This window comes from Brevundimonas sp. CURTG3B2_SDJG (genome assembly GCF_057364705.1).
This window is the reverse complement of sequence record NZ_JBNFOJ010000065.1, coordinates 1-12237: the sequence shown is the minus strand read 5'-3', so window position 1 is coordinate 12237 and position 12237 is coordinate 1. Positions and strand designations below refer to the sequence as shown.

Annotated in this window: 7 protein-coding genes and 1 pseudogene; 2 read left to right on the top strand and 6 right to left on the bottom strand. The window is 70.0% G+C overall.

The window, feature by feature from the left end; translation table 11 throughout:
* Positions 1-95 precede the first annotated feature (95 nt).
* On the top strand, positions 96-1721 hold the full coding sequence (locus tag AC2W7C_RS06340; protein WP_486000684.1) for an efflux RND transporter permease subunit: 1626 nt from the start codon (positions 96-98) through the stop codon (positions 1719-1721).
* Positions 1628-2845 carry an efflux RND transporter permease subunit gene (locus AC2W7C_RS06335; RefSeq protein ID WP_486000683.1) on the top strand — a complete coding sequence of 406 codons (1218 nt, stop codon included), beginning with the start codon at positions 1628-1630 and terminating at the stop codon, positions 2843-2845. Before AC2W7C_RS06340 ends, AC2W7C_RS06335 begins: the two co-directional genes overlap by 94 nt.
* A gap of 653 nt (positions 2846-3498) precedes the next feature.
* On the opposite strand, the gene AC2W7C_RS06330 is transcribed toward AC2W7C_RS06335, so the two are convergent.
* From AC2W7C_RS06330 to AC2W7C_RS06305, 6 genes and pseudogenes are all read right to left on the bottom strand, one after another.
* Positions 3499-6117, bottom strand: coding sequence for a TonB-dependent receptor (locus AC2W7C_RS06330; RefSeq protein WP_486000682.1), 2619 nt, complete (start codon positions 6115-6117; stop codon positions 3499-3501).
* Between the two features lie 232 nt (positions 6118-6349).
* Positions 6350-7564: a Na+/H+ antiporter NhaA gene (gene nhaA, locus AC2W7C_RS06325; RefSeq protein ID WP_486000681.1), complete on the bottom strand. Its 1215-nt coding sequence runs from the start codon at positions 7562-7564 to the stop codon at positions 6350-6352.
* 185 nt (positions 7565-7749) lie between these two features.
* Positions 7750-9618 carry an adenylyl-sulfate kinase gene (gene cysC, locus AC2W7C_RS06320; RefSeq protein ID WP_486000680.1) on the bottom strand — a complete coding sequence of 623 codons (1869 nt, stop codon included), beginning with the start codon at positions 9616-9618 and terminating at the stop codon, positions 7750-7752.
* Positions 9618-10580: a sulfate adenylyltransferase subunit CysD gene (gene cysD / locus AC2W7C_RS06315; protein ID WP_486000679.1), complete on the bottom strand. Its 963-nt coding sequence runs from the start codon at positions 10578-10580 to the stop codon at positions 9618-9620. Before cysD ends, cysC begins: the two co-directional genes overlap by 1 nt.
* Before the next feature lie 12 nt (positions 10581-10592).
* A pseudogene (locus tag AC2W7C_RS06310) lies at positions 10593-11408 on the bottom strand (ferredoxin--NADP reductase).
* A gap of 98 nt (positions 11409-11506) precedes the next feature.
* On the bottom strand, positions 11507-12237 hold a 731-nt coding region (locus AC2W7C_RS06305), incomplete at its 5' end, for a LysR substrate-binding domain-containing protein (RefSeq protein WP_486000678.1).

Here is a 12237-nt window from a genome sequence, read left to right as displayed (position 1 = left end):
ATCAACTCCCAGATCCTGGACGGCTCGTCGGTGACGACGATCGAGTTCGAGCTGGGCACCGACACCGAACGGGCCACCAACGCGTCCGCAACGCCATGAGCGGCCTCAGGGGCTCCCTGCCCCAGGACATGCTGGAGCCCGCCGTCCAGCGTATCGACATCACTGGCGACCCGCTGATCACCTGGGTGGTCCGCTCGCCGACGATGACCCCCGAGCAGATCAGCTGGTTCATCGACAACGAGGTCAGCCGCGAACTGCTGGCCATTCGGGGCGTCGGCGAAGTGAACCGCTCGGGCGGCGTGGACCGCGAGATCCGCGTCGAGCTGGACCCCGACCGCCTGGCCTCGTTCGGCCTGACCGCGGCCTCGGTCAGCCAGGCGCTGACGGCCGTCAACAGCGACCTGCCCGGCGGCCGCGTGACCATCTCCGGCTCCGAACGGGCCATCCGCGCCCTGGGCGCCGCAGGCTCGATCGAGCAGTTGCGCGAGACCCTGGTGCCCCTGGCCGGCGGCCGCACCGTCCGCCTGGGCGACCTGGGCGCCGTCGAGGACCAGTGGAGCGAACCGCGCCGCCTGGCGCGCTTCGACGGTCAGGAGGCGGTGACCTTCAACTTCCTGCGCTCGCGCACCGGCTCCGAGGTCAAGGTGTCCGAGCGCGTCCGCGAGAAGGTCGCCGAGATCGACGAGGCGCATCCGGAGCTGACCATCGAGACGGTCGACTCCAACGTGAAATACATCGAGGAGAGCTACATCGCCTCGCTGGAGGCCCTGGCGCTGGGCGCGGCCCTGGCGGTCGTGGTGGTGTTCATCTTCCTGCGCGACTGGCGCGCGACGCTGATCACGGCGACGGCCATGCCGCTGTCGCTGATCCCGACCTTCGCGATCCTGGGGCCGATGAACCAGTCCCTGAACGGCGTCACCCTGCTGGCCCTGTCGCTGACGGTCGGCATCCTGGTCGACGACGCCATCGTGGAGATCGAGAACATCGTCCGCCACATGCGCAACGGCAAGTCGCCCTACAACGCCTCGATGGAGGCCGCCGACGAGATCGGCCTGGCGGTCGTGGCCACCACAGCCACCATCATCGCCGTCTTCGCTCCCGTCGGCTTCATGCCGGGCATCGTGGGCCAGTTCTTCAAGGCCTTCGCCCTGGCGGCCTGCGTCTCGGTGGCCTTCTCGCTGCTGGTCGCCCGAACGCTCACGCCGCTGATGGCGGCCTATATGCTGAAGCACACCAAGCACGAGGACGCCGACCCGTTCTGGATGGCCGGCTATCTGAAGGCCCTGGGCTGGAGCCTGCGGAACCGCTGGAAGGTGTTCGCCATGGGCACCCTGCTGTTCATCGGCTGCGGCTTCCTGGCGTCCAAGGTGCCGTTCGAGTTCATGTCCGCCGGCGACCAGTCGCGGGCGGCCTTCTCGGTCGAACTGCCGCCCGGCGCCACCCTGGCCCAGACCGACGCCATCGTTCAGCGCGTCACCCGCGACCTGCGGGCCCGCGACGAGGTCCTGTCGGTCTACGCCGCCATCGGCGGCCAGGAGGTGAACCAGGCCAACGTCTACGCGGCCATGGTCCCCAAGGGCCAACGCAAGATCAGCCAGCAGGCCTTCCAGCGCGAGATGGTCGACCGGTGGAAGTCCATTCCGGGCGCACGCATCGGGTCGGGCGCGCCCAGCAAGGCGGCGGGCCCAGCGACGGGACCAGCTACACCTTCGCCATCCTGAGCGACAATCCGGAGGCCCTTGAGGCCGCCGCCCGTCGGATCGAAGCCGAGATGCGGGGCGTTCCGGGCCTGGCCAACGTGGTCAACACCGCCGCCATCGCCCGGCCTGAGATCCTGGTCACGCCGCGTCCGGATCAGGCCGCCCTGATGGGCGTCTCGGCCGGCGACATCTCCCAGACCATCCGCGTCGCCACCCTCGGCGACGTCGAGCAGAACCTGCCCAAGTACAACCTCGGCGACCGCCAGGTGCCGATCCGCCTGCAGCTGACGCCCGAGGCCCGCGAAGACCTGGCGGTGCTCGAGACCCTGCGCGTGCCGACGGCCAGCGGCGGCTCGGTCCCCCTCAGCGCGGTGGCCGACATCGAGTTCGGCGCCGGCCCCTCGCAGGTGCTGCGTCAGGACCGCTCGCGGATCGCCTCGATCACCGCCGAGCTGGACGGCATCCGTTCCGGCGAAGCCCAACAGGCGGTGTCGCAGCTGCCGTCAGTGAAGAACCTGCCGGCCGGGGTGCGCCCCGTTCCGGCCGGCGACGCCGAATTCATCCAGGAGATGGTCACCGGCTTCGCCATCGCCTTCGCGACCGGCATCCTGCTGATGTACGCGGTGCTGGTGCTGCTGTTCCGCAGCTTCGCCTATCCGATCACCATCATGGCGTCCCTGCCGCTGGCCATCGGCGGCGCCTTCGTGGCCCTGCTGATCGCCAGCTCCAGCTTCTCGATCTCGTCCCTGATCGGGGTGCTGATGCTGATGGGCATCGCGGCCAAGAACTCCATCCTGCTGGTCGACTACGTCATCGAGGCCGAGAAGGCCGGGATGAAGCGCCTGGACGCCATCGTCGACGCCGCCCACAAGCGGGCGCGGCCGATCCTGATGACCACCTTCGCCATGGGCGCCGGCATGCTGCCGGTGGCCCTGGGCTGGGGCGCCGACGTGGAGTTCCGGTCCCCCATGGCCATCGCGGTCGTCGGCGGACTGATTTCCTCGACCTTCCTGTCGCTGCTGTTCATCCCGCCGATCTTCACCATCGTGGACGACATCGCCGGCTTCTTCGGCCGGCGCATGAGCCGGCTGTTCGCCGGCCAGCGTGACCACCCGGTCCGGCCCGAGCCGAGCCCGGCGGATTGAGCCATGGGCCGGGATCGTCTTCGGACGGTCCCGGCCTCGCGCCTTGGCCTGGGGCCAATCGACGTTCAGGGATTCCGGCGCCCAGGGATCGTCATTCCGGGGCTTAGCGCAGCAAAGACCCCGGAACCCAAGGCTGCAGCCATGCCGCTGACCCAGATCGACACCGGGTTCAAACGCCTGGGTTCCAGGTTCGTCCAGCGGACGCCCCGGAATGACGGGTCGGGACTGAAGGTCGATCAGGTTCGATCGACATTCAAACCCGTCATTCCCGGCCCCCGGGTCGCGCCGCTTGCGCGGCCTCGCCCGAGGGGTGAACCCGCCGGGACTCCATGAACACGAAAGGCGGAGGTCGAGACCTCCAAGGGCCCCGATCATGGTCCTGGATGGCCGGGACAAGCCCGGCCATGACGGAAAACAAGGATCGGAGAGGCCAAGGCTATCGACTGAATGTCGATCGAACCTAGCCCTTGCCCTTGCCGACGGGCCGACGCCGTGCGGCGGGCCAGGCGCTCGCGTCCGCGGTCCCTGGCGCAGGATCGCCTTCTCCGGGACAGGGCCGGCGCCGGCGTGTGGAACGCCTTGCGGGCCGCCCCAAGACAAAACCGGCCGGGTCGCCCCCGGCCGGTTCCGTCGTCCGCCTGGCGGCGAAGCGGTCAGTACTTGAAGCGCAGGGTCAGGCCGTAGGTGCGCGGCTGGCCCAGGTAGGCGTCGTAGGTCTGGGTGTCGAGCGCCGGGTTGTAGTACGTGCCGTTCGGCTGGAGCGTCGTCTGGAACGCCGAACCCTGCAGGGGGGCGTTGTAGGCGACCTGGACGTACTCCTCGTCCGTCAGGTTCTGTCCCCAGACCTCCAGCGTCCAGCGCTCGTCGGCGGTGCCGATGCTGACGCGGCCGTTCAGGGTGGTGAACGCGTCCTGCATCTTGAACGGCAGCAGGTCCGAGCCGGTGTTGTACTCGGACATGTACTTGGCCGCCAGGCTGAAGCCCGCGCGCAGGTCGTTGCCGATGTCGCGGTCGAAGCTGACCGCGGCCGAGGCCGACCATTCCGGAGCGAACGACGCCGTCGCGCCCGGCAGCAGCGACAGCTGCGGGAAGTTGCCCGGGTTGGTCAGGTCGGCGGCGGTGAAGTTGCCGTACTCGGTCTTGGTGTAGGTCACGCCGCCCTGCAGGCTCAGTCCCTCGATCGGGGTGAACCACAGGAAGTCGGCGTCGACGCCGCGCGACGTCAGCTCGGGGATCGATTCCACCACGAAGGCGGTGCCGAGGAAGGTGTTGAGCTGGAAGTCGCTGAACGTCTGGTCGAAGTAGGTGGCGTTCAGCAGAACCGTGCGGTTGACCAGGGTCATCTTCACGCCGGCTTCGTAGCTGTCCACGACTTCCGACGGGAACAGCAGCGAGGCGGTCGGCGTGACGCCCGTCTGCACGCGATCGAGGTTGTAGCCGAAGCTCTTGTAGCCGCGGGCGTACGACGCGTAGGCCATCACCGAGTCGTTGAAGCGGTACGACGCCTTGATGGTGCCGGTCAGCTCGCCGTCGTCGAAGCTCTCGGAGATGTTCCGGTTGTTGTAGGCGGCGTTGGCCCACGGGAGGCAGGCGTTGCCCACGATCTGCTGGGCGGCGGCGGCGCCGAGGGCGCCGGCGATCGCCGCGGCGTTCGCCCCGATGGCGGCGCAGGTGTTTCCGTTGCCGTTCACGTTGCGCTGGCGGGCGTCCAGGCTCTTGTCGTCGAGCGTGTAGCGCAGGCCCAGGGTCAGGTCGAACTGGTCGGTGACGTGCCAGGTGTTGTTGGTGAAGATGGCGTAGGAGGTCGATTCCTGCTCATAGACGTCTTCGACGCCCTGGCCGACGATGAAGCCGGGCCCGGTGGCCGGAACCGCACCGTACAGGCAGCCCTGCAGGCCAAGCGCGGTCTGGCCGGGCGCGCTGAAGCAACCGATGCGCCCCGGGTTGACCGGGATCGGGCCGGGAGGCGTCGGCAGGCCGGCGGTGGCGCGGTTCAGCTGGCTCGTGAGCAGCAGCGACAGGAACGGCGTGTAGTCGGCGCCGAAATAGTAGCTGTCCGCCCGGGTGATGTCCTCCTTGGTGGCGAACAGGCCGACCAGCCAGTCGAGGCGGTCGTTGGAGCCGGCCAGCCGGAGCTCCTGGGTCACGTTCTTGACGCCGTAGCCGTAGTCGCCGTCCTGCTGGCGGTACAGGAGGTCGGCGCCGGTGTAGTCGATATCCATGCCGATATCGCCCTGCCAGTCGCGCCACGAGGTGACGGACGTCAGCGTGGCCCCGCCGAACAGGGACGGCAGGTCGATATTGGCTTCGACCGAGACGCCCTTGTCCGTGATCTCCTGGCCGGTGCCGCGGTTGGCGAAGGCCTGACGCGAGAACGGCAGCACGCCGAAGCCGGTGGCCGGAGGACGCTGGCCCGTGCCGTTCGACAGCATGTCGACCAGCGGATAGGTCGGGCCGGTGCGGATCTGCACGCCGGTGCAGCAGTATTCGTCCCGCTTGGTGTAGTCGGCGATCAGGCGGACCGAGGCGTTGTCGTTCGGCAGCCACAGCAGTTGGCCGCGCACCGTCCGGAAGTTCTGGTTCGCGTCGTCCCGCTCGCGGCGCGGGCCGTCGCCGGTGTCGACGTCGTAGAACCCTTCGCGCTTGCGGGCCCCGGCGTACAGGCGATAGGCCAGGGTGTCGGTGATCGGGCCGGTCACCGAGCCGGAGAGGCCCAGGGCGTCGTAGTTGCCGAAGGTCCCCTCGGCGTTATAGCCCGGCGTGAACGACGGGGCTTCGGTGATGATGTTGATGACGCCGGCCGAGGTGTTCTTGCCGAAGAGCGTGCCCTGCGGCCCCTTCAGCACTTCGATGCGCTGCAGTTCGCCCAGATCGCCGAAGCCGACCGAGTTGCGCGAGCGGTAGACGCCGTCGATCACCACGCCGACCGAGCTTTCCAGGCCGGGGTTGTCGCCGACGGTGCCGACGCCGCGGATGCGGGCGGTGGTCGAGGCTTCCGACTGCGTCGAGGTGACGGTCATGCCGGGGGTCAGGATCTGCAGATCCTTGATGTCGCGGACGCCCGCTTCGTTCAGAATCTCGGCCGGCAGGCTGGTGACCACGATCGGCACGTCCTGCAGGTTCTGCTCGCGCTTCTGGGCGGTGACGATGATGTCGTCGATCGTCGTCGGCCCGTCCTGGTCCTGAGCGGACGCCGCGCCGACGACGCCGAAGGCGCAGGCGCCCACGACCGCGGCCGAAACGGTGGTGCGAAGAAGATTGGTAAAGCGCATGCACGGCTCCCCGACGTTGGCCCGGCGCCGTCTTGTCGACGGGCGGCCGCGGCGTTTCCTGATCCCATGGCCCGCGCCCTTATCGTGGAGCGCGGAACTCCAGTGTTTTGGGTAACTCAGGCGGGACTCAGCGACAAGCAGGCGCGCCCGATCACGCCCTATTTCAGCCGTGGGGAAAGGCTGACTGTGACGCAAAAGCGACAGAAACCGATGACGTTACGTCAATATTCGCTCACTCGAGGTGAGTATCCGCATCCGGTTGAGCGAATTTCTTGCGCCGATGGGCGGCCAACCCAAGAATCGCGCCGCCCGCCAGGCCCGAAAGCAGAGACCCGCCCAGGACGCCCAGCTTGACCTCCACCTGCTCCGGCGAGTCGATCGCTCCGGGAAAGGCCAGGACGCCGATGAACAGGCTCATCGTGAACCCGACCCCGCAGAGCAGGCTGACCCCGTAGAGCTCCAGCCAGGTAGCGCCCGAGGGCCGGCGGCCGATCTTCAGGGCGGCCACCAGGACGGCGGCGCCGAAGACGCCGATCTGCTTGCCCAGGAACAGGCCCAGGGCCACGCCCAGGACCAGGGGCGCCGTCGCCTGCTCCAGCGACAGCCCCGCGAAGCTGACCCCCGCCTTGGCGAAGGCGAACAGAGGCAGGATCAGCCAGGCCACATAGGCGTGCAGGTCGTGCATCGCCTCGCGCAGCGGGCTTTGGCCGTCCACGCGGCGCTCCTTGACCGGGACGATGGCCGCGAAGGCGACGGCCGTCAGCGAGGTCGACAGACCCGACAGCACCGTCAGATGCCAGACCAGGCCGAAGCCCAGCACCCAGAAGGGGGCCGGGATCTTGCGGAACCGCGCCAGAACCCCGCCCACGACCAGCAGCCCGGCGGCCCAGGCGAGCGGCGCGGGATCCACGCCGGCGGAGAACAGCAGGGCGATCAGGGCGATGGCCCCCAGGTCGTCGACGATCGCCAGGGTCAGCAGGAAGACCCGCAGCGACGACGGCAGGGTCCGCGCCGCCAGGGCGAAGACGGCCAGGGCGAAGGCGATGTCGGTGGCCAGGGGGATCGGCCAGCCCTGGTGCGGCCCGCCCAGGCTGCTCGAGAGGGCCAGATAGACCAGGGCCGGCGCGATCATGCCGCCGGCCGCCGCCACGACGGGCGTGGCCAGCTTGCGCGGATCGCTCAGTTCGCCGCGCAGGATCTCGTATTTGATCTCCAGGCCGACGACGAGGAAGAAGACCGCCATCAGCCCTTCCTTGATCCATCCGGAGATGGAGAGCCGGTGGGTCAGCGGGCCGATCTGGAGCAGGTGCTCGCTCTTCAGCCACGCGAAATAGGCGTCGGACCAGGGCGAGTTGGCCACGATGAGGGCGGCGACGGCCGCCAGGCCCAGGGCCGCGCCCGAGGCGGCTTCGGTCTTCAGGAAATCGAGCGTCAGCTTGCGCGCCACGGCGGCCTCCGGATCAAGGGACTGTCGTGGCGTCAGGTTATCGACGGACGCCGGACCGGGTTCGCCCCGAACACGGGTCCGGGCGCCGGCCTGGCCGGGAACCCGGCCTGATCTCTGCCTCAAGCATAGCTCCCGAGCCGGCGGGTTCAAGCCGCCGGCGGCGTCTCAACCGGATCGCTCGCCGCTCACCCGCCCGTCCCGATCCAGCCCCGCGTCTCCAGCAGCTGAAGAATGCGGCGCGCGGCCTCCTGAGGCGAGACGGCGAGGGTGTCCAGGACCAGGTCCGGCGACACGGGCGGTTCGTAGGCGGAGTGAACGCCCGTCAGGTCGTCGATGATCCCGGCGTCGGACCGCGCGTACAGCCCCTTTGGATCGCGCGACCGGCAGGCGTCGATCGGCGCGTCGACGAACACCTCGAGGAAGGCACCGGGGGCGAACCGGTCCCGAACCGCCTGGCGCGCGGCGGCGCTGGGCGAGATGAGCGCGCACAGGCTGATCACCCCGCCCTCGGCGAACAGACGGGCGACCTCTCCGGCGCGGCGGACGTTCTCGGCCCGGTCCTCCATCGAGAAGCCCAGATCGCGGTTCAGGCCGTGCCGCAGGTTGTCGCCGTCCAGCAACATGGTGCGGACGCCCCGCGCGTGCAGGTCGCGCTCCAAGGCGGCCGCGATCGTCGACTTTCCGGCGCCGGAGAGGCCGGTCAGCCAGACCGCGCCGCCGGCGTGGCCGTTCAGTTCCGCGCGCTCCTGGCGGCTGATCCCTTCGGCGCTGGGATAGATGTGACGCGGCTGATCCAGGGGGCGCTCCGCCACCCCGGCCCCGACGACGGCGCCGGTTTCGCGGTCGATCAGCACCAGGGCGCCGAGCGCGGGATCGTCGGCGAAGGCGTCGAATGCGACGGGCCCGGACAGGCTGAGCGCCACCTTGGCGATGTCGTTCGGCGACAGGCGCGCCGCCTCTCCGGTCTCGGCCCCCGCCAGGGCGACCTTGGCCGCGACCGTGCGGGTCCCCATCCGGACCCGATAGGCGCGGGTCGGCGAGAAGGGCTCGTCGCCCATCCACAGCAGGCTGGCGGAGAAGCGGTCGACCGAGGACGGCCGGGCGAAGGGATGGGCCAGGACGTCGCCCCTGGCGATGTCCAGCTGCTCGTGCAGGACCAGGGTGACCGCGTCTCCGGCCTCGGCCGAGGTGCGATCGCCCTCCCAGGTGACGATGCGCGACACGGTGGCGGTTCGGCCCGACGGGCAGACCGTGACCTGATCTCCCGCGCGGATGCGGCCGGACGCGACGGTGCCGGCGTAGCCGCGGAAGTCCGCGTCGGGACGGTTGACGAACTGCACGACGAAGCGGAACGGCCGCTCGGCCCGGTCGTCCTCGACCGGAAGGGCCTCCAGCGCCTCCACCAGGGTCGGACCCGCGTGCCAGCCCAGGCCGGGCGAGCGGTGCACGATATTGTCGCCATGTCGGGCGCTGATCGGCACGGCGCCGACCGAGCGGAACGCCAGACCCGCGGCGAAGGCGGCGTAGGCGCGCTCGATCTCGGCGAAGCGCTCGGCGTCATGATCGACCAGGTCGATCTTGTTCACGGCCAGGATGACATGGCGGATGCCGAACAGCGAGACGATGCGGCTGTGCCGCTCGGTCTGGGCGGTGATCCCCCGCCGGGCGTCGACCAGGATGACGGCGGCGTCCGCGCCGGACGCGCCGGTCGCCATGTTGCGCGTGTACTGCTCGTGTCCCGGGGTGTCGGCGACGATGAAGTGGCGGCGTGCGGTCGAAAAGTATCGGTGGGCCACGTCGATGGTGATGCCCTGCTCGCGCTCGGCCTCCAGGCCGTCCAGCAGCAGGGCGAAGTCCAGGTCGTCGCCGGTGGTCCCGAAGCGGCGGCTGTCCCGCTCCAGCGCCGCGAGCTGGTCGTCGGCGACCTGGCCGGTGTCGTGCAGCAGGCGCCCGATGAGGGTCGACTTGCCGTCGTCGACCGAACCGCAGGTGAGGAACCGCAGGTGATCGCGCGGCCGCGTCGGGCGGCCCAGGGGCAGAACCTCGCCGTCCATCAGAAATAGCCCTCGCGCTTCTTGCGCTCCATCGAGGCGGTCTCGTCCGCGTCGATCAGCCGGCCGTGGCGCTCGGACCGGCGGCTGGCGCGGAGTTCGTCGATGACCGCGTCGATGTCGGCCGCCTCGCTCTCGATCGCGGCCGACAGGGGATAGCAGCCCAGAGAGCGGAAACGGACGCGGCGGACCTCGACCGCCTCGCCCGGACGCAGGACGAGCCGGTCGTCGTCCCGGACGATCAGGGCGCCGTCCCGCTCGACCACCGGCCGCGGCGCCGAGAAGTAGAGCGGCACCACCGGGATGTTCTCGGCGCGGGTGTATTCCCAGACGTCGAGCTCGGTCCAGTTGGACAGGGGAAAGACCCGCAGGGATTCCCCGGCGGCCAGGCCCGAGTTCCACAGGTTCCATAGCTCGGGTTTCTGCCGGCGGGGGTCCCAGGCGTGACCGGGCCCACGGACCGAGAACACCCGCTCCTTGGCGCGGCTCTTCTCTTCGTCCCGACGGGCGCCGCCGAAGGCGACGTCGAACCGGTGCAGGTCCAGGGCCTGCTTCAGCGCCTCGGTCTTCATCACCTGGGTGTGGATCGAGGATCCCGACGCCAGGGGGGAGATCCCCCGGGCCAGGCCCTCCCGGTTCACATGGACCAGCAGAGAGACGCGGTACCGCTCGGCGATGGCGTCGCGGTGGGCGATCATCTCGCGGAACTTCCAGGTCGTATCGACGTGCAGCAGCGGGAACGGAGGCGGCGCGGGATGGAAGGCCTTGGCCGCGAGATGCAGCAGCACGCCCGAGTCCTTGCCGATCGAGTACAGCATCACGGGGTTGCCGGCGGTGGCGGCGACCTCGCGGAAGATCTCGATGGCCTCGGCTTCCAGGCGGCGCAGGTGGGGCGACAGCGCCTCCTTGCGGGGCGGAAAGACCGGCGGTGCGGCCTCGGGCGACAGGCGGGCGATGGCGGTCATGCGCGTTCCCCCTCAGCCCACGAACGCCCGCTCGAGGACGAAGTCCGCCGGCGCCGCGTTCGACCCTTCCTTCAAGCCAGCCGCCTCGAGCCGCTCGGCGATGTCCCGGATCATGGCGGTGGAGCCGCAGATCATCGCGCGGTCGACCGCCGGGTCGAACCGCGCGGAAGGCCCAGGTCCTCGAAGAAGGAGCCGTCGTCGATGCGGTGCGTCAGGCGGCCGGGCCGTTCGAACGGTTCGCGGGTGACGGTGGGATAGTAGACCAGGCGCGAGACGGCCAAGTCCCCGACCAGCGGATCCTCCAAGACGTCGCGCCGCAGGAAGTCGCGATAGGCCAGGTCGCGGACCTCGCGCACCGTGTGGGTGACGACGATCTCGTCGAACCGCTCATAGGTCTCCGGATCGCGAAGGACGCTCAGCCACGGCGCGAGGCCGGTGCCGCTCGCGATGAGATACAGCCGCTTGCCGCCCGCCAGGGCGTCCAGCACCAGGGTGCCGGTCGGCTTGCGGCCCAGCAGGACCGATCCCCCGCCCCGCCAGGCCCAGGCGCGAGGTCAGCGGGCCGTCGGGGACCCGGATGGAGAAGAACTCCAGCTCGTCGGCCCAGGCCGGGCTGGCGATCGAGTAGGCTCGCAGGATCGGCTTCCCTCCCGGGGCCTCGGCGGGCAGGCCGATCATCACGAACTCGCCGGACCGGAAGCGGAAGCCCTCGGGCCGCTCCACCGCGAAGCTGAACAGCCGGTCGGTCCACCGGCGGGTCCACAGGATCGACGGCGAGAACCACGGCGACGGGGCGGCGGGTTTTTCCAGGACGGCGGTGTCGGACATGGGCGGCCTCAAACGAAGGCCCAGCCCATAGGAGACGGCCGCGCTGGCGCGCCAACGACTTCTTCTGCCCTCCGCTTGCAGAAAAACTCCTGACCGCCTCAGAGCTGATCCAGGCCGGTCTCGTGCAGCGCCGCCTGGCGTCTGACCCAGTCGATGAAAAGGCGCGCGCTCGGCGACAGGACGCGCCCCTGCGGATGGACCGCGTGGTAGGCGAAAGCCAGGACCGCGCCGCCGTCGTGGAAGGGCGCGATCAGGCGGCCCGCGGCCAGATCGGCCTGGGCCAGGGTGCGCTTGGCCAGGGCGACCCCCCGGCCCGCCGCCGCCGCCTCGATCAGCAAGGACGACTGATTGAACCGCGAACCGCGCCGGGCGTCCGGGTGGCGGACGCCGCGGGCCATCAGCCACATCGGCCAGTCGGGCCGGCTGGCGTCGCCGTCGCCCGACATGTCGTGCAGCAGGACGTGGTGGGCCAGGTCCGCCGGCGACCGGATCGGATTGGCCCCCTGCATCAGCGAGGGCGCGCAGACCGGCAGGACGGTCTCGATCAGCAGGCGCTCCGCGACGTGGCCGGGATAGTCGCCGGCGCCGTAGCGGATCGCCAGGTCCGTCGCCCCCTGGCTGAAATCGACGGGCTGCATGTCCGCCGACACCCAGACCTCGATCTCGGGATGCTTGTCGTGGAAATCGTCCAGCCGGGGCAGCAGCCATTTGGAGGCGAAGGATGGCGTCACGCTGATCGACACCTGCCGCCGGCGCGGCGGCTCGCGCATCATCGCCGAGGCGTCGCGCAGCCGGTCCAGCCCCCTCGGGCGACCAGGGGGGGGCGGCC

What these genes read in the sequence shown, in the direction of transcription:
- AC2W7C_RS06330 (WP_486000682.1), bottom strand. Translation starts at nt 6,117, where the DNA reads ATGCGCTTTACCAATCTTCTTCGCACCACCGTTTCGGCCGCGGTCGTG.
- cysC (WP_486000680.1), bottom strand. Translation starts at nt 9,618, where the DNA reads ATGGACGGCGAGGTTCTGCCCCTGGGCCGCCCGACGCGGCCGCGCGAT.
- cysD (WP_486000679.1), bottom strand. Translation starts at nt 10,580, where the DNA reads ATGACCGCCATCGCCCGCCTGTCGCCCGAGGCCGCACCGCCGGTCTTT.
- AC2W7C_RS06340 (WP_486000684.1), top strand. Translation starts at nt 96, where the DNA reads ATGAGCGGCCTCAGGGGCTCCCTGCCCCAGGACATGCTGGAGCCCGCC.